Annotated in this window: 16 protein-coding genes, 1 tRNA gene and 2 rRNA genes (1 of these 19 cut by a window edge); 15 read left to right on the top strand and 4 right to left on the bottom strand. The window is 46.4% G+C overall.

The window, feature by feature from the left end; genetic code table 11:
- The 12 genes from MKX30_RS26380 to MKX30_RS26325 form a co-directional block, all read left to right on the top strand.
- Positions 1–2,741: ribosomal RNA gene (locus MKX30_RS26380) — 23S ribosomal RNA — on the top strand (it extends 185 nt beyond the left edge of the window).
- 152 nt (positions 2,742–2,893) lie between these two features.
- Positions 2,894–3,010, top strand: a 5S ribosomal RNA gene (gene rrf, locus MKX30_RS26375).
- Positions 3,011–3,356: 346 nt separating this feature from the next.
- The gene (gene guaB, locus MKX30_RS26370; RefSeq protein WP_013308172.1) at positions 3,357–4,814 is read left to right on the top strand and encodes an IMP dehydrogenase; all 1,458 of its coding nucleotides are present in this window, start codon (positions 3,357–3,359) and stop codon (positions 4,812–4,814) included.
- A gap of 328 nt (positions 4,815–5,142) precedes the next feature.
- Positions 5,143–6,531, top strand: a complete 1,389-nt coding sequence (locus MKX30_RS26365; protein ID WP_053324338.1) for a D-alanyl-D-alanine carboxypeptidase family protein — start codon at positions 5,143–5,145, stop codon at positions 6,529–6,531.
- A gap of 131 nt (positions 6,532–6,662) precedes the next feature.
- The gene (gene pdxS / locus MKX30_RS26360; protein ID WP_341063873.1) at positions 6,663–7,544 is read left to right on the top strand and encodes a pyridoxal 5'-phosphate synthase lyase subunit PdxS; all 882 of its coding nucleotides are present in this window, start codon (positions 6,663–6,665) and stop codon (positions 7,542–7,544) included.
- Between the two features lie 16 nt (positions 7,545–7,560).
- Entirely contained in the window at positions 7,561–8,127 is a 567-nt protein-coding gene (pdxT, locus tag MKX30_RS26355) for a pyridoxal 5'-phosphate synthase glutaminase subunit PdxT (protein WP_053324339.1), read from the top strand.
- Between the two features lie 36 nt (positions 8,128–8,163).
- Complete coding sequence (gene serS / locus MKX30_RS26350; protein ID WP_069080573.1) at positions 8,164–9,447, top strand: serine--tRNA ligase; 1,284 nt, start codon at positions 8,164–8,166, stop codon at positions 9,445–9,447.
- Positions 9,448–9,535: 88 nt separating this feature from the next.
- Positions 9,536–9,624, top strand: a tRNA-Ser gene (locus MKX30_RS26345).
- Between the two features lie 144 nt (positions 9,625–9,768).
- Positions 9,769–10,110 carry a hypothetical protein gene (locus MKX30_RS26340; protein WP_013308177.1) on the top strand — a complete coding sequence of 114 codons (342 nt, stop codon included), beginning with the start codon at positions 9,769–9,771 and terminating at the stop codon, positions 10,108–10,110.
- Between the two features lie 28 nt (positions 10,111–10,138).
- Positions 10,139–10,309: a hypothetical protein gene (locus MKX30_RS26335; protein ID WP_007428073.1), complete on the top strand. Its 171-nt coding sequence runs from the start codon at positions 10,139–10,141 to the stop codon at positions 10,307–10,309.
- A 72-nt stretch (positions 10,310–10,381) separates the two neighbouring features.
- Entirely contained in the window at positions 10,382–10,537 is a 156-nt protein-coding gene (locus MKX30_RS26330; protein ID WP_025720032.1) for a small acid-soluble spore protein P, read from the top strand.
- A gap of 198 nt (positions 10,538–10,735) precedes the next feature.
- Positions 10,736–11,812: a hypothetical protein gene (locus MKX30_RS26325; protein WP_028542606.1), complete on the top strand. Its 1,077-nt coding sequence runs from the start codon at positions 10,736–10,738 to the stop codon at positions 11,810–11,812.
- Between the two features lie 115 nt (positions 11,813–11,927).
- Here the strand turns inward: MKX30_RS26325 and MKX30_RS26320 are convergent, their stop codons facing one another.
- Positions 11,928–12,494, bottom strand: a complete 567-nt coding sequence (locus MKX30_RS26320) for a GNAT family N-acetyltransferase (protein ID WP_076161096.1) — start codon at positions 12,492–12,494, stop codon at positions 11,928–11,930.
- Positions 12,495–12,554: 60 nt separating this feature from the next.
- A complete protein-coding gene (gene tadA / locus MKX30_RS26315; RefSeq protein ID WP_028542604.1) occupies positions 12,555–13,055 on the bottom strand; it encodes a tRNA adenosine(34) deaminase TadA in 501 nt (166 codons plus the stop codon).
- A 328-nt stretch (positions 13,056–13,383) separates the two neighbouring features.
- On the opposite strand from tadA, the gene MKX30_RS26310 reads away from it, so the two are divergent.
- Together MKX30_RS26310 and rluF are read left to right on the top strand one after the other, a co-directional pair.
- On the top strand, positions 13,384–15,660 hold the full coding sequence (locus MKX30_RS26310) for a PAS domain S-box protein (protein WP_028542603.1): 2,277 nt from the start codon (positions 13,384–13,386) through the stop codon (positions 15,658–15,660).
- Between the two features lie 51 nt (positions 15,661–15,711).
- Positions 15,712–16,413, top strand: coding sequence for a 23S rRNA pseudouridine(2604) synthase RluF (gene rluF / locus MKX30_RS26305; RefSeq protein ID WP_028542602.1), 702 nt, complete (start codon positions 15,712–15,714; stop codon positions 16,411–16,413).
- 135 nt (positions 16,414–16,548) lie between these two features.
- Here rluF and motB read toward each other — a convergent pair whose 3' ends face one another.
- Positions 16,549–17,376, bottom strand: a complete 828-nt coding sequence (gene motB, locus MKX30_RS26300; protein WP_025723781.1) for a flagellar motor protein MotB — start codon at positions 17,374–17,376, stop codon at positions 16,549–16,551.
- Positions 17,369–18,163 carry a flagellar motor stator protein MotA gene (gene motA / locus MKX30_RS26295; RefSeq protein WP_028542601.1) on the bottom strand — a complete coding sequence of 265 codons (795 nt, stop codon included), beginning with the start codon at positions 18,161–18,163 and terminating at the stop codon, positions 17,369–17,371. Before motA ends, motB begins: the two co-directional genes overlap by 8 nt.
- Positions 18,164–18,350: 187 nt before the next feature.
- On the opposite strand from motA, the gene MKX30_RS26290 reads away from it, so the two are divergent.
- On the top strand, positions 18,351–18,644 hold the full coding sequence (locus tag MKX30_RS26290) for a hypothetical protein (protein ID WP_028542600.1): 294 nt from the start codon (positions 18,351–18,353) through the stop codon (positions 18,642–18,644).
- Positions 18,645–18,734: the final 90 nt, after the last annotated feature.

Here is an 18,734-nt window from a genome sequence, read left to right as displayed (position 1 = left end):
ACCAGGGGAACTGAAACATCTAAGTACCCTGAGGAAGAGAAAACAATAGTGATTCCGTCAGTAGCGGCGAGCGAACGCGGATTAGCCCAAACCAAGGAGCTTGCTCCTTGGGGTTGTGGGACGTCTCACATGGAGTTACAAAGGAACCGGTTAGATGAAGAGGTCTGGAAAGGCCCGCCAGAGAAGGTAAAAGCCCTGTAGTTCAAAACTTGTTCTCTCCGAGACGGATCCCGAGTAGTGCGGGGCACGTGAAACCCCGTATGAATCCGGCAGGACCATCTGCCAAGGCTAAATACTCCCTGGCGACCGATAGTGAAGCAGTACCGTGAGGGAAAGGTGAAAAGCACCCCGGAAGGGGAGTGAAATAGATCCTGAAACCGTGTGCTTACAAGAAGTCAGAGCCCGATCTATGGGTGATGGCGTGCCTTTTGTAGAATGAACCGGCGAGTTACGTTCCCGTGCAAGGTTAAGGTGAAGAGCTGAAGCCGCAGCGAAAGCGAGTCTGAATAGGGCGATCTTGAGTACGTGGACGTAGACCCGAAACCGGGTGATCTACCCCTGTCCAGGGTGAAGGTGCGGTAACACGCACTGGAGGCCCGAACCCACGCATGTTGAAAAATGCGGGGATGAGGTGGGGGTAGCGGAGAAATTCCAATCGAACCCGGAGATAGCTGGTTCTCCCCGAAATAGCTTTAGGGCTAGCCTCGGAAATAGAATCGTGGAGGTAGAGCACTGATTGGGTGCGGGGCCCGCAAGGGTTACCAAGCTCAGTCAAACTCCGAATGCCATAGATTTAGTTCCGGGAGTCAGACAGTGAGTGCTAAGATCCATTGTCGAAAGGGAAACAGCCCAGACCATCAGCTAAGGTCCCCAAGTGTGTGTTAAGTGGGAAAGGATGTGGAGTTGCACAGACAACCAGGATGTTGGCTTAGAAGCAGCCACCATTGAAAGAGTGCGTAATAGCTCACTGGTCGAGTGACTCTGCGCCGAAAATGTAACGGGGCTAAACACACCACCGAAGCTATGGCTTGATGCTTGCATCAGGGGTAGGGGAGCGTTGAATGCGGGTTGAAGGTGTACCGTAAGGAGCGCTGGACTGCATTCAAGTGAGAATGCCGGTATGAGTAACGAAAAGATCTGTGAGAATCAGATCCGCCGAAAGCCTAAGGGTTCCTGAGGAAGGTTCGTCCGCTCAGGGTAAGTCGGGACCTAAGGCGAGGCCGATAGGCGTAGTCGAAGGACAACAGGTCGAAATTCCTGTACCACCGTAATCCGTTATGAGCGATGGGGTGACGCAGTAGGGTAGTGACGCGGACTGATGGATGTCCGTCTAAGCAGTGAGGCTGGTGTGTAGGCAAATCCGCACATCGTAAGGCTGGGCTGTGATGGGGAGCGAAAATTATAGTAGCGAAGGTCATGATCTCAGACTGCCAAGAAAAGCCTCTAGCCAGGAGAAGGTGCCCGTACCGCAAACCGACACAGGTAGGCGAGAAGAGAATTCTAAGGCGCGCGGAAGAACTCTCGTTAAGGAACTCGGCAAAATGACCCCGTAACTTCGGGAGAAGGGGTGCCTCGGTAGGGTGAATAGCCCGAGGGGGCCGCAGTGAAAAGGCCCAAGCGACTGTTTAGCAAAAACACAGGTCTGTGCGAAGCCGCAAGGCGAAGTATACGGGCTGACGCCTGCCCGGTGCTGGAAGGTTAAGGGGAGTGGTAAGCCTTCGGGCGAAGCTATGAACCGAAGCCCCAGTAAACGGCGGCCGTAACTATAACGGTCCTAAGGTAGCGAAATTCCTTGTCAGGTAAATTCTGACCCGCACGAATGGCGTAACGACTTGGGCGCTGTCTCAACGAGAGATCCGGTGAAATTTTAATACCTGTGAAGATGCAGGTTACCCGCGACAAGACGGAAAGACCCCATGGAGCTTTACTGCAGCTTGATATTGAATTTGGGTACGATCTGTACAGGATAGGTGGGAGCCGTTGAATCTTGAGCGCCAGCTTGAGAGGAGGCATCCTTGGGATACCACCCTGATCGTATCTAGGTTCTAACTTGGTACCGTGATCCGGTGCGAGGACAGTGTCAGGTGGGCAGTTTGACTGGGGCGGTCGCCTCCTAAAGAGTAACGGAGGCGCCCCAAGGTTCCCTCAGAATGGTTGGAAATCATTCGAAGAGTGCAAAGGCAGAAGGGAGCTTGACTGCGAGACCTACAAGTCGAGCAGGGACGAAAGTCGGGCTTAGTGATCCGGTGGTACCGCATGGAAGGGCCATCGCTCAACGGATAAAAGCTACCCTGGGGATAACAGGCTTATCTCCCCCAAGAGTCCACATCGACGGGGAGGTTTGGCACCTCGATGTCGGCTCATCGCATCCTGGGGCTGAAGTAGGTCCCAAGGGTTGGGCTGTTCGCCCATTAAAGCGGTACGCGAGCTGGGTTCAGAACGTCGTGAGACAGTTCGGTCCCTATCTGTCGTGGGCGTAGGAAATTTGAGAGGAGCTGTCCTTAGTACGAGAGGACCGGGATGGACGTACCGCTGGTGTACCAGTTGTTCCGCCAGGAGCACCGCTGGGTAGCTATGTACGGAAGGGATAAGCGCTGAAAGCATCTAAGCGTGAAGCCCCCCTCAAGATGAGATTTCCCAATTAGTAAGACCCCTTGAAGACGACGAGGTAGATAGGTTGGGGGTGGAAGTGCAGTAATGCATGGAGCTGACCAATACTAATCGGTCGAGGGCTTATCCTAAGAATAAAACGCAAATGAGTTTCGGATCCAGTTTTCAGGGTGTAACCTTGGAGGTATGTACAAGTGACATACGACAAGCGCATGGCTATTCATTCACACGATAAGTGATGAACCGAATAACCGTACGGTAGAATTTACGATGTAAATTCATGTTTGGTGGCGATAGCGGAGGGGTTCCACACGTACCCATCCCGAACACGACCGTTAAGCCCTCCAGCGCCGATGGTACTTGGACCGCAGGGTCCTGGGAGAGTAGGACGTCGCCAAGCAACAAGTAAAGAGGACCATGATCTCATTGAGATTATGGTCCTCTTTGGTATATTGCGCTACAAACCACTTATATAATTGCTTCTATGCTGCGCATTCTAAGAGGAGATATGCTCTTGTGAATAGTTAATACCTTTGGAAACGCTTATTTTTAAAGGTTGTCCTTCGTAGGAGTACAGTTGTTTGTACAGGGAAATACTAAAGGTTAGGGCTATTGATGAAGGCTTGACACCCCTATACCGCTTTGCTAAGATTGCAATAATATATTTTCAGAGAGCCTTGATTTGTCCATGTCGGACAGACAACAAGACCAATACAGACTAAACAATTTGAAGGAGGATCATCTTGGTGTGGGAAGATAAATTCGGTAAGGAAGGCCTTACCTTTGACGATGTTTTGCTGGTACCTCGCAAGTCGGTGGTTCTGCCCAAAGAAGTAAGCGTAGCGACTCGTTTGAGTGATAACGTAAAGCTGAATATTCCTTTGATGAGTGCTGGTATGGATACTGTTACTGAGGCAGTGTTGGCAATCGCGATGGCTCGTGAGGGCGGTATCGGTATTATTCATAAAAATATGTCGATTGAACAGCAAGCGGTAGAGGTGGATCGGGTTAAACGTTCGGAGAGCGGTGTTATCACCAATCCATTCTCATTGACTCCGGATCATTTGGTATCCGATGCTGAAGCAGTTATGGGTAAATACCGTATTTCTGGTGTACCTGTTGTAAACGAAGAAAACAAACTGGTGGGTATTATTACTAACCGCGATCTTCGCTTTATTCACGATTTTAACCTTAAAATCAGTGAAGTCATGACGAAGGAAGAACTGGTAACTGCACCTGTAGGTACGACTTTACAGGAAGCGGAAGTCATTTTGCAAAAGCATAAAATTGAAAAGCTCCCTTTGGTCGATGATGAAAATTATCTCAAAGGCCTTATCACCATTAAAGATATTGAGAAAGCTATTCAATTTCCGAACGCAGCGAAAGATGCACAAGGCCGTCTTCTGGTCGGTGCGGCTGTCGGCATTTCCAAAGATACATTTGATCGGACTGAAGCACTTGTAAAAGCTGGTGTGGATATGATTGTTGTGGACTCTGCTCACGGGCATCATATTAACATTATTGAAGCAGTCCGCAAGCTGCGTGAAGCTTATCCTGATCTGACGATTGTAGCAGGTAATGTAGCTACTGGTGACGGAACGCGCGAATTGATTGAAGCTGGAGCATCGGTCGTAAAAGTCGGTATTGGTCCAGGCTCCATCTGTACAACACGCGTAATCGCAGGGATTGGTGTTCCACAAGTAACAGCAATTTATGATTGTGCAACAGTAGCACGTGAATATAATATTCCGATTATTGCAGACGGCGGTATTAAATACTCCGGTGAAATTACAAAGGCTATTGCAGCAGGAGCTTCTGCGGTAATGCTGGGAAGTCTTTTTGCAGGTACGGAAGAAAGCCCAGGCGAATCTGAAATTTATCAAGGACGCCGCTTCAAAGTATATCGTGGCATGGGATCTATGGCTGCGATGAAGCAAGGTAGTAAAGATCGTTATTTCCAAGATGACGACAAGAAATTGGTACCGGAAGGCATAGAAGGACGCGTTGCTTATAAAGGACCACTTTCCGACACTGTTCATCAGCTGTTGGGCGGTCTTCGTTCTGGTATGGGTTATTGCGGTACAGCTAATATTGAGGAGCTTCGTAACGATACAAGCTTTATCCGTATTACAGGCGCTGGTCTGCGTGAGAGCCATCCGCATGATGTGCAAATTACGAAAGAAGCACCAAACTACTCTCTATAAAGTTCGGCTGTAGTAGACTTGACGACAGGCAGAGCGTATTTCGCTCTGCCTGTCTTTTTTTAGAGATACCCCTGTGATAGAATAGACAAGTGTCCGCCTTTATGACGAAATTAGTGATGAATTAGGGCACGTAGGTCTTTTGGACGATTCCTACCAGTGAAGAAGATTCGAGCAGGAAATGCTCATGACAGGATACAACTAAGAAAACGAAATAAAACTGGATTTTATAACATTAAAACATTAATTACATTGGCCAAGTAGAGGCTGTAACCACCGTCTCGTTATACATAGCGGATCGGGTTGAGGTACGAGAGGAGTTTGTATTCATTTGAAAGCGAACAATTTAAAGCAAAATACAAAACGCAGCATGATTAAAAAGAGTGTGACTGCAGTCATGGTGCTTAATATGATGTATATGTCGGCATTGCCTGTTGTAGGAAATTTTGATCCGAGCGTGGCTACTTTTGCAGCTGGAGCGGCAACACAGGCAACCAATATTACGGGGACAGGTTCTATTAACCCCCCTAGTCTGGCACTACGTTCTGCCATTTTGATCGAGCCTTCCACTGGGCAAGTATTGCTGTCTATGAATCCAGATGAGCCACTTCCACCAGCAAGTATGACTAAAATGATGACAGAATACATCGTGGCTGAACAGGTTAAGCAAGGTAAACTCAAGTGGACGGATAAGGTTACGGTTAACGAGAATGCTTCTAAGAGCATTGGATCACGTATTTTTTTGGCTCAAGGGGATCAACATACGGTAGAAGAGCTTTATATTGCAATGGCGGTAGGTTCTGCTAATGATGCAACAGTAGCCCTTGCTGAACGCGTATCCGGAACTGAGCAGGACTTTGTAAAATTAATGAATGAAACAGCTCAGAAAATGGGCATGAAAAATACGTATTTTATCAACTCGACTGGTTTGGACCGTGGTGATATGCCGAAAGGCTTCCAGCCGGATACAGACCGGGAAACTGTGATGACAGCGAGAGATGCAGCGACATTAGCTAGTAACATTATAAAGGACCACCCGGATTATACACGGTTTACCACAATTCAATCTTACAAATTCCGACCGACTGACAAAGCACCAATTATTAACTACAATTGGATGTTAGAAGCAAACAAAAATATTACTAACTTTAGAAAGTTTGCTTATCCCGGCTTGGACGGAATGAAAACGGGCCATACGAGCAATGCTGGAAACTGTTTTACAGGAACCGCTGAGCGCAACGGAATGCGTCTCATCAGTGTAGTTATGGGAGCAGATTCAGAGCCTCATCGTTTCACAGAGACAGCTAAAGTGCTGAACTATGGTTTTGATAATTTTGAAGTGAAGCAGGTTGTTGCTCCAAAGACGGTGGTTAAGGGTGTTGAGAATGTGCCAGTGACCAAAGGTACGGAAACAGAAGTACCGATCGTCACCAAGGATGCAGTAAGCTTTATTGTACCTAAGGGTGCGAGCAATCCTAAGGTAACCTTTACAACGAACATTACACCAGCAAGCTCTCTGGTGGCACCTTTGAAGCAAGGGGCCAAAGTCGGAACAATTACGTACACGTACAAGACAGACGGTGTGGATAAAGGGCAGACAAAAACCGTTGATCTGGTTACTACGACGGCAGTAGAAGAGGGCGGCTGGTTCCGAATGCTTTTCCGGGCAATCGGTGATTTCTTCGGAGATCTGTTCCAAGGAATTAAGAACCTCTTCTAAAAAAGCAAAGCTAGGCGACCTACCTTGTTTTTCATTACTTATTTTGCAGCTTGAAATGATTGTGTATTTGGCATTCGTGCGGTAAAATATTAAGTTAGAATCTAAACGTAACCCTTACAGGAGGCAACGACATGGAAACGGGAACTTCGCGTGTAAAAAGAGGTATGGCAGAGATGCAAAAAGGCGGCGTAATCATGGATGTCATGAACGCTGAGCAGGCTAAAATTGCAGAGGCAGCAGGAGCTACAGCTGTAATGGCTCTTGAACGGGTGCCTTCGGATATCCGTGCAGCTGGTGGGGTTGCTCGTATGGCTGATCCAACGATTGTGGAAGAAGTTATGAAGGTTGTTTCTATTCCTGTTATGGCTAAGGCTCGCATCGGTCACTTTGTAGAGGCAAAGGTACTGGAATCTCTCGGTGTTGACTATCTCGATGAGAGCGAAGTGCTGACACCTGCGGATGAAGTTTTCCATATTGATAAGCGGGAGTTCACCGTTCCATTTGTTTGTGGAGCCAAGGATCTGGGAGAAGCGCTGCGTCGTATTGGTGAGGGTGCATCTATGATCCGTACGAAGGGCGAACCGGGAACTGGGAATATTGTTGAGGCCGTTCGGCATATGCGTTTTATCAATGGTCAAATTCGCAAGGTGCAAAACTTGTCGAAGGACGAGCTGTATGCAGAAGCGAAAAACCTCGGAGTTGCTTATGAACTGCTGTTGGGAGTGCATGAGCTTGGCAAGCTGCCTGTGGTCAACTTTGCAGCGGGTGGTGTAGCGACACCTGCCGATGCCGCGTTAATGATGCATTTAGGCGCTGATGGCGTCTTTGTAGGTTCTGGTATTTTCAAATCGGATAGCCCTGAGAAGTTTGCACGTGCAATCGTGGAAGCGACCACTCATTATACGGATTACAAGCTAATCGCAGAAGTCTCCAAGAATTTGGGAACTCCTATGAAAGGCATTGAAATTTCCAAACTGGCACCGCATGAGCGCATGCAGGATCGTGGTTGGTAAGAAAGAAGGGACCGGCATGAAAATAGGTGTATTGTCGCTGCAAGGCGCTGTAGCTGAACATATACGAAGCGTTGAACGTGCGGGTGCGGAAGGTATAGCGGTGAAGAAGATCGAACAGCTCGATGAGCTGTCCGGTCTTATCATTCCCGGTGGTGAAAGTACCACTATCGGTAAGCTAATGCGCAAGTATAATTTTATAGAGGCTGTACGTCAGTTTTCCAATCAAGGCAAGCCTGTATTCGGTACTTGCGCGGGATTGATTGTACTGGCTAAAACGATTCAAGGACAGGAAGAAGCACATTTGGGACTCATGGATATTACAGTATCGCGTAATGCATTTGGTCGCCAAAGAGAAAGCTTTGAAACAGACTTGAACATTAAAGGGATTGAGGAACCGGTTCGTGCTGTATTTATACGCGCGCCATTAATACAGTCTGTTGGAACGGGAGTAGATGTGCTGTCTGAGTATAACGGCGAGATCGTGGCAGCCCGTCAGGGTCATTTGCTGGCTTCATCCTTCCATCCGGAGTTAACAGACGATTACCGGTTACATCAGTATTTTGTGGATATGGTCCGCGAATAGGGGAAAGTCAGGTTTGTAGTGTAGGAGGGATTACCTGTGTTAGATATAAAGATTTTACGTAATGAGCTTGGTCGGGTTGAGAAAGCTTTGCAGAACAGGGGGAAATCTCTGGATCTGATTAATGGTTTTACAGATCTGGATGTAAGCCGTCGTGAGTTACTTCAAGAAAGCGAAGGACTCAAAAATCGTCGGAACGTGGTATCCGGTGAAGTAGCCAAATTGAAGAAGAATAAGGAAAATGCGGATGATCTGATTGCAGAAATGCGTCAAGTCTCCGATCGTATTAAAGAATTAGATGAGCAAGTACGCGAACTGGAAGTACAGATCGACGAACTGGTGATGTCTATTCCGAATATTCCTAATGAAACAGTACCTGTAGGTGCATCGGAAGAGGATAATGTAGAAATCCGTCGCTGGTCGGAGCCACGCGAGTTTTCTTTTACACCTAAAGCGCATTGGGAATTGGCTCAGGATCTAGATATTCTTGATTTTGAGGCAGCAGCCAAGGTAACGGGTTCTCGTTTTACGTTCTACAAAGGACTGGGAGCAAGATTAGAGCGTGCGCTGATTAACTTTATGATGGATCTGCACAGCAGTGAGCATGGTTATGAAGAAATGCTTCCTCCATACATCGTAAATCGGGACAGCTTGTACGGAACGGGTCAACTTCCGAAGTTTGAAGAAGATTTGTTCAAGCTGCGTGATACTGAGTATTATCTCATTCCTACGGCTGAAGTTCCGGTAACGAACTACCATCGTGAAGAGATTATGAATGCGGAGCAGCTTCCGAAATATTATGTGGCATACAGCTCTTGCTTTCGCTCGGAGGCAGGATCAGCAGGACGTGATACACGTGGCCTGATCCGTCAGCATCAGTTCAATAAGGTAGAGATGCTTAAGCTAGTTCACCCGGATACCTCTTATGAGGAATTGGAGAAAATGACGAATAACGCTGAGCGTGTTTTACAGCTGCTCGGACTTCCATATCGCGTGCTGGCACTTTGCACTGGAGATATGGGTTTTACGTCTGCCAAAACGTACGATCTGGAAGTATGGTTGCCTGAGAGTGGCATGTACCGCGAGATTTCTTCTTGTTCAAACACAGAAGACTTCCAAGCGCGTCGTGCAAACATTCGTTTCCGTCCAGATTCGAAGGCGAAGCCTGAATTTGTACATACGCTGAACGGTTCAGGATTGGCAGTGGGTCGGACTGTGGCTGCTATTTTGGAGAACTATCAGCAAGAGGACGGAAGCATCGTGATCCCAGAAGTCCTGCGTTCATACATGCGAGGTGTTGAGGTTATTGCTCCTAAGCAGTAAGTGTTGCATTCTTAGAAATCCTGTGGTAAAATAATTTTGTTGCGCCTGAGTATGTTAAAAGGGAAGCAGCTTTATCCATTTACCACCTGGAGAGGTACCGAAGCGGTCATAACGGGGCGGTCTTGAAAACCGTTAGAGTGCAAGCTCACATGGGTTCGAATCCCATCCTCTCCGCCATATTTTAAATAAACCAAGTCATTCAAATACGATAGCTGATACATTGGCCTTTATAAGCTAATGATCAGGAATCGTGGAGAATGGCTTTTTTGTTGTATAAAAAGCTCGTTTTTTTCACACGTTATCAGATGTGGAGGTGCTGGCATGAATCGAGAAATGACAGTAGACCAGCAAAAGCTGGTAGAGGCCTGGCAGGAACAACTGCCGATTCTTTTGAATTCAGGGGACAAATCACAGGTACAGGCAGATGAAGCCAATAACCGGGCTATACGAATCCACATCGAGGTTGAAGGCCGACAAATGTACTCCTTTGATTTTGCATGTACTTATGTAGACTCCCGGGAAGTACAGGTTAGCTTAGTCGATGTAGAGCGGGACGGACAGTCTGTGGATGAACGAACAGATATCATTCAGCAGTTAGTGTCCGATTATACTCGGCATATTCACCAATGTGCCCAAACATTACAGTCGTTGACGCATTCGTAGGTCATGAAGGAATGAGGAGGAAGGCTACATGACAAAAGCCAAAAACGGACTGGATAAAAACCTGTCTAACATTGTTGATGATTTGGAGCAACGTCCAGTTAATAGTCATCAGGCACAGCAAGTGCAGCAGGATCGTAATGATCGCCGTCATCAGGATTCACTAAATCACGATAAAACGGAAGATCTACACCATCTATAGTCCTATTTTTAATGGTAATAAACGGATTCGTTGATGTACCAAAAATATAGACTGAGAATGGAGGATGCATAAATGAGCAAGCCTAAAGCCATTCCTGTTCCCGAAGCACAGGATTCTGGTGGAAGTAACGAAAAGCGTGAGCGTAGTCATCAGCAGGAGCCGTTATCCGGTTCCAAGAAGGTGAAACAGCGGAATCACGTAGATCACCATAATAGAGAAGGCTCATAAGCAGGCAGACCTTTCTCCTAAAATATATTGCATAGTGTAAGACACCCTGGTTAGAGAGCCAGGGTGTCTTTGTGCTTATTGTAAGAAAATTTTCCAATAAGTGTTTCGCCGTTTGAGAATATGAGTTAAAATAGAAGGTGTGTATTTTTTTTGTTAGCATAAAAAAGGGGTTAATTACGAGAGGAGAGAATCTACACAATGAGTAAAAAGTTATCCGTCTTGGTACTCACTATGGTGTTGCTTTTGACGGTAGCCCTGGTAGGTTGTAGCAAGAAGTTAGAACCGAAGGAAGCTGTTACGACCGGTACAGCTAATGCAATGAAGTTGAACTCTTATGAATCCAAAAGTCAATTCACGATTAAGGAACTGACCATTACATCCGCTTCTGTTCCAAGTGAGCAAAGTGCAATGGTAACTAGCATGCTGAAAAATGCTGATATTACGCTGGATGGTGTATACCAAAAAGAACCTTTCCAATCTGAAATGACGCTCGGCATTCATTTGAAAGGTGATCTTTCCACCAGCTTCACGATTCCAATGGTAATGACTAAAGATAAACTGTACGTTAAAATTCCTAATATTCCATTTTACCCGCTTCCACAGGATGTTGTAGGTAAATTCCTGATCATTGATCCACAAGAACTGGCTAAACAATCAGGACAAGAATTTAACCCTGCAGCCATGGATCAGGAAAAATCGCAGAAATTTGCGAATGAAGTGATTGCTGCGATTATGAACGAGTATGATCAAGCTACGTACTTCTTTGATATTGATCCTAAAGACGCTAAATTGCCACAAGGCGTTGAAGCTAAACAAGTAGTTCAGTTCAAAATAACGAACGACAATGTGAAGCAAGCGACCAATACATTTATCACTAAGGCGCTTCCTAAAGTCCTTGATGTGATGTCTAAAGATGAATATGCTGGCATGCTTCAAGTGAAGAAGGAAGAGTTGGCTGAAGCGAAGAAAGAACTGCAATCCAACACCAGCGAAGTTAGCAAAAAGCTGGACGAGTTGAAAAACTATTTGACGGTGAAACAATTTGACATTAACACAGCTTTGAACAAGGATAACATTCCTGTGTATCAAGACCTGAATGCGAATGTAGAGATGAATGATCCGGCTACAAAAGACAATGTGAAATTGTCCGTAACAGGCTACACGCAATACAGCAAAATCAATGCTAAAGCAGCATTTAAAGTGGGTATTCCAACAGGTGATCAAGTCCTGACTATGGAACAACTGCAACAAAAAATGCAAACTGTTGCTCCTTAATTATGGGATGACATGATTGCAAAACATCATTTTTTTCGTATATGATGTAAGAAAACCGCTCGGCATAAGCCGGGCGGTTTTTTGTTTACTGTTAATGTTGTCCCTGTGCAGTCATTTAGCTCTGCCACACGTCATCCTCAGCCAAAAGTCCAAACATCTGGTGATCCTGCCATGCGCCCTGAATCTGTATAAGCTTGCGAGCAATGCCTTCTGGCTGGAAGCCGCATTTTTTTAATACACGTTGTGAGGGATCATTATGCAAAAGGGTACCCGCTTGGAGACGATGTAGAGATAAGGCACGAAAGGCATATTGTATGATCAACTTTAAGGCAGCGGTCATATGCCCTTTACCCTGTTCATGATGATCCATCATGTAGCCGATATCAGCGAATTGTCCAACTCCACGTACTAGATTGGAAATAGAGATATAACCGATGAGCCGTTCTTCCTTTAAGAGAAAGATACCGAACACGTAACCTCGATCCTCTTCGGCCTGATGCAATTTCTGACGGATATAATCCTGCTGTTTCTCTAATGTGAAAAATGAATCCTCGTAAAGCGGCTCATAAGGCGCATGGGAATCCCTATTTCGGTGCCTAAGGGCGAGAAGGGCTTCGCTATCCGCTAAGCTAAATGGCCGTAAAAAGATACCTTGAGGCGTATTATACAAGCTCATAGGCATGAGGTGATCTCCTTCCATGGGGAATTAGCAATGAGATGAAGTGTTTTGGAATTTTCCCCCTCAGGATGAAGATAGGGGAGGAGACAATTTGGCGGCCGCTCTTTTTTGCCGGAGATGCCGAAAAAAGCTCGTTAGCAACGAGGCACATTCCTCCTGAAGTACACCACTGGTTACCTCTGTGCAATGATTGAACCGAGGCTCCTGTAATAAATTCATCAGCGTGCCTGCACAGCCTGCTTTGGGATCTGTGGTGCCGTATATCAGATGAGGGACTCGTGATTGAACAATGGCTCCGGCGCACATCGGGCACGGCTCCAGGGTGACATACAGCCTGCAATCCAGCAGGCGCCAAGCACCCAAATGCTCACTGGCCTGACGAATGGCAACCATCTCTGCATGTGCAGTTGGGTCAGCATCCGTCTCGCGCAAATTGTAACCGCGGCCGATGATTTCATTATCTTTTACGATGACAGCTCCGATGGGGACTTCACCTAACGTTTCTGCCTTATACGCTTCCTGAATGGCTTCTTTCATCCAATAGGCGTGATCCATAGTGGTCACTGGGAAAATGCTCCTTTCAAACGCGGAATTATCCAACGAACAAATATTCCGTTGTTAACATGATGTGAATAAAATTGTGGATAACACGGCACTTGTCCACAGGTTTATCCACAGTTTATAATAAAATCTGTGTATTTGTGGACTACCTGTGGATGATTATCTTCTTATATTGTAGGCAAACGCCCGTCTATTGACAATACTGTACACAAGGTGTGTATTTATGTATATCCGGTAAATGTAAATGCTGGTATCAGAGGCGCTATTACGGTATCATTGAGTTAGCAATTGCCAGTAATCGCCAGCATACGGCAAGAGGTGAGAAATCAGTGTGTCGATAAAAATCAGAATAACGATCATTTTGTCGGGGTCCGTCCTGTTCATCCTGTTGTTAAACATCGCACTCAATTATTACACGACCCACGAAAATCTAAGAAGTGACAGTGAAACTAAAATGGTTCTGACCGCTAAAATTATCGGAGGAGCTATCGAACAAACCCAACATAGCTGGGAGGCCGTTGACAAACAGCTCGGATATAATCTGTGGCTTTCTGCCACGTTGGCTGCCAATCAGCTCGATCCTGACATCCGAAATATTCAGCAGGAACAGCTTCAACAGATAGCCACACTCCACAGGGATATTAATATTTCTTTGATGATTCGAGACGGGCAGGGGTATAAGGTTGTCAAATCCTCCGATCCTAAAGAAGTAACGCCATCCGATCCATTGACCGGGCATTGGAAAAATGCAGTTGACCAATTATATGAGCATGGACAGGCTGCAATGGCGCAAGGTCAGAAACTGGATCATTTTTGGACCGGATCATTTGACTACACGGGTTCAGACTCCTCACATATTAATAAATGGGGATTTTATTATGACCAAAAACGTAACTACTTAATTCGAATTTCCTTTCAGGATACTTCAGTACAAAATTTCATAACCATCCTGAGTCCCGATGAGATCGTAAAGCAAACCCAACAAGTGGATTATCGCATCATGGAGATTACAGGAATTAACCCTGCAACCTTTGGTGGCGCTACGATGGACAAGAACGGGAACGACTGGAAATACTATTACATGTACAACAAACCGATCCAATTCGGCACGTATCAACTAACGAGAGTGCAGGAGGATCGTTTGGCCGTGTCCAGGGCTATCATCTCGGGGGAGAGTATTGTACAAGACTGCTATATTAAAGGCGAACGGGTTCTCGTCAGTTACATACCTTTTTATCCGGCTAACCGTGATGCCTATGTTATCCGTATTGTTATGAATTATGATACGATCACTTCTGTTATTTCCAAGCAATTGATTAGTTTAATTGCCATTTCTATTGTCCTTTTAGAGGTTGTGATCATTGGAAGCTATGTGCTTGCCAGTCTGTTTGTCCGTCCAATTCAGTCGATTCTGGGCAAAGTGAACGAGATGGCTGATGGTCATTTTGATACACGGCTAGAAATCAAGGGTGGTCATGAGCTTGCACAGTTGGGTGAGCGCATCAATGCGATGGCCTACAATTTGGGGGTGTATACGAGAAGACTCGAACAAATGTATGAAGAGAACCGTTCTGTAAAGGAGCATCTGGAATCGGTTATTAATCAGACAGCAGATGCGATTCATGTGACTGATGAGGAGGATCGTGTCGTTCGGGTCAATCATGCCTTCGAAGCTTTGTACGGCTGGACCAAGAAAGAGTTGGTTGGTCGTAAGCTGGAGTTTGTACCTCCGCAGCAACAGGAGGAGTATGAATTTCAGAAGAAGAGTCTGCTTCAGGGAGAGAGCATCGTATCAAGTGAGTCCCTTAGAATGCGTAAGGATGGAAGTACGGTAGAGATTAGTATGAGCACGTCTCCTATTCTGGATGAAGAAGGCCAGATTTTGGGGTTTATCTGCGTGTCCCGTGATATCACGGGTCGCAACCGGATGGAGGAGCTGTTGCGCAGATCAGAGAAACTGACAACCGTCGGACAACTAGCGGCAGGTGTAGCGCATGAGATTCGTAATCCGCTAACCACGCTACGTGGCTTTCTCCAACTACAGCAGCAAAATCAAGTGTTGAATATGAAACACAACGATATTATGATGTCTGAGCTGGATCGCATTAATTTGATCGTAAGCGAGTTTTTAATTCTGGCGAAGCCACAGGCGGTGCATTTTCAGAAAAAAGATGTTCGCTATATTGTGAGCGATGTGATTTCTTTACTAGATAGTCAGGCGCATCTGCTGGGCATTGTATTCAATCTTCAGGTCACGGACGAGCCTGCCCTGGTATACGCCGAAGAAAATCAGTTAAAACAGGTATTCATTAATTTACTTAAAAATAGCATGGAGGCTATGAGTAAAGGTGGTATCATCACGATTCATTTGTTCTTGGAGGGAGAAAGCGTTAAAATCTTCATACGGGACCAGGGAACGGGTATTCCTGCAGAAATGCTGTCCAAGCTAGGAGAACCTTTTTTCACAAACAAAGAAACAGGGACAGGACTAGGACTTATGGTCAGCCAGCGTATTATACAGAGTCATAAAGGCACACTGGATATTGAAAGCACAGAGGGAGAGGGAACGACAGCCCTGGTGCAGCTTCCGATTGCCAAGCCGGAGTAACGGGCAGGGGCGCAGGAGGAAGTGTGTTAGTAGAAATGGAGGGTACACAGGTTGCGCATTAACAAGTTTATCAGCGAAACCGGTTTTTGCTCGCGCCGGGAGGCGGACAAGCTGGTAGAGAGCGGCAGCGTGACGATTAACGGCGAAGTGGCCGTGCTGGGTAGTCAAGCGGAGGAAGGCGATGATGTTCGCGTGAACGGCAAGCCGCTGCGCGAGAAGTCCGATCACGTCTATATTGCATTGAACAAGCCGGTGGGCATTACAAGTACAACGGAGAGCCACATTAGAGGCAATGTTGTTGATTTTGTGGGGCACCCGCAGCGGATATTCCCGATTGGACGCCTGGATAAGGATTCGGAAGGTCTCATTTTACTTACCAATGATGGAGACATTGTGAATAAGATTTTACGGGCAGAAGGCAAGCATGAGAAAGAATATATCGTAACAGTGGATCGCCCTGTCATACCATCTTTTGTGCAGGGCATGTCCAGTGGTGTGAAAATACTCGGTCAGCGGACGCTACCTTGTGAGGTGACGCGTGTATCTGAGTATGTATTCCGTATTATCCTGACTGAAGGGAAAAATCGTCAGATCCGGCGTATGTGTGCTGCCTTCGGTTATGAAGTAAAAAAACTGCAACGGCTGCGAATCATGAATATTCGGTTGGGGTCCCTTCAGAAAGGTGCCTGGCGTGATCTGACAGAGGCTGAGAAGCAGGAGCTTGGCCAGATGCTCGATTATACGCTTAGCTAATGCCAGAGGGGCTTTGTATAGCCTACAGCGTATGATCCTCTTATCAGATAAGGCCAGAGTACAGGAAGCATAAACAAAGAGGCACCAGCTGCATAAAAATGCGGCGGTGCCTTTGTTCATATAACATATGCATAATCAACCTTCACTCGAGCTTGAGGTAGGACTGATGACTTGTGTCCCGTTCTGATATTTGCGGAGAACAGATATTTCAACACGACGGTTTTTGGAGCGTCCTTGACCATCTTGATTGCTTGCCAATGGACGATACTCGCCATAACCGATGGATACAAACTTGGTTGGATCGAGATCTGGATTGAGCAACAAGATACGCAAGAAATTCAGAGAGCGCTTGGCGCTCAAATCAAAGTTGGACGGGAACTGGCTGTTGGAGATCGGTACATTATCCGTGTGACCCGATACGATAACATCATAGCCAGGGAACTGCTGAAGCATACTAGAAATAGACTTGGCCAGCTTTCTTGCTTCCGGCTTTACTTCGGCCTGCCCGGATGAAAACAAGGCATTATCACTAATGGTGATCATCAGCTGTGATTGGTTCAGCTTGGTATTCAGCAACGGGGTCAGGCCGTTATTTTGAATGTATTGATCCATTTGTTTTTTAAGTTTTTTTAAATCTTCTTCTTCCCGCTGGGCCAACTGTTTTTGCAGTTCAGAGGTAGAAGTAGCCTTCGATTTTAAGGGTTGTGATACTTGTTCTTTATTTTTGCCCATATCCATGGATTGTGACGACGGATTCGCGGCCGAGTGATCCAGCACGCCAGTGCCGCCACTAAAAGCTGCACTCAGGGATTGAGCCATAGTTTCAAATTTTTTGGCGTCGAGCGAGCTCATACCGAATAAGACAATGAAAAGAGCCAACAGAAGGGTCATTAAGTCGGAATATGGCAACAGCCAGCTTTCGTCAGCATGCTCTTCATGCGGTTCATGTCTCTTTTTACTCACTGGAATCGCCATCCTTCTGGGTCAACGTAGCCCGTTCGGTCGGAGTCAGGAAGATCGTCAGTTTCTGACTGATGGCAATCGTCGATATCCCCGATTGAATGGAAAGCAGACCTTCGACCATCATTAATTTAAGCTCCACTTCTTTTTTGGATAACCGTTTGAGCTTGTTGGACATCGGATGCCACAGGACATAACCTGTAAAAATACCGAGCAACGTCGCAATGAAGGCTGCTGCAATGGCATGAGAGAGCTTTTCCATGTCACTAAGGTCGGCCAGAGCGGCGATCAGACCTACAACCGCACCGAGTACCCCGAGCGTTGGAGCGTACATACCAGCTTGAGAGAAGATCAGCGCGCCAGAGCGATGTCGGTCCTCGGTAGCATTGATATCCTCCATCAGAACGTCCCGTACGAATTCCTGATCATTTCCGTCAATAATCATTCGCATGCCGCCACGCATAAAGGGATCGTCGATTTCCTCTACCTTAGATTCCAAGGCGAGCAGACCTTCACGACGGGTAATGGATGCCCACTCGGTAAACGTACCGATGAGCTCTTTGCGGTCTAACAGTTTTTGTTCGGTGAAAATAACCTTGAACAGCTTCGGAATCCGTTTGATTTCTGCCATCGGGAAGGCCATAAATATACTCGCTGCCGTTCCGACGAAAATAATCATGTAAGCAGCGGGATTATTGACCAGATTGACGACCGGAGCGCCTTTTAAGATCATCCCGACGACCAGTGACATAATCCCGAGCACAAGTCCGATAATGGTTGAAATTTGCATGATACACCTCATCCATGAGAATAGATTTTGAATCCTTTCATGCCGCCGGGGTCGTCCTTGCCCCAAGCGCGTCATTACAAGACGGATTATAGTATTTATCGACAAAACTCTCTTTTTTGTTAAGTGCGAATTTCCGGTATAATAAGGTGATTATGTATTGAATGGCGGAACCATTGGAGGAAATGGCATGGGAGTAAAGCATGGGCGTGAGTATGAACAAATTTTGAACGATTTGACAGAGGCTGTGGGACGCATCCCAGACAGCTACGAATTTTTCGAGATGGAAGCAGAAGATTGGGACAGGCTGGACCCGGCGGGACGCCAGGAAGTCAATGAAGCTTTGGCAGAAGACTTATTTTATGCACTGGGTACAGAGCCCATAATCACTGTAGGCAGTGGCGTTGTGATCTATGAGCCGGAGCAGCATCGTATCTATGTACTCATTGGAGACGAGGAGCTGACGTCAGTCCCATTGATTTGAGGTCCGTCTTATGGATTTATCAACGGGGCCGTGGTAATATGTACACCAATATATCGTAGTTTTGGCCGTATTTAAGCGGTCGAAAGGCTT

This window comes from Paenibacillus sp. FSL P2-0173 (assembly GCF_038008045.1).
GTDB lineage: Bacteria > Bacillota > Bacilli > Paenibacillales > Paenibacillaceae > Paenibacillus > Paenibacillus polymyxa_B.
The sequence above is the reverse complement of the archived record's forward strand: the minus strand, read 5'-3'. Positions and strand labels throughout refer to the sequence as shown.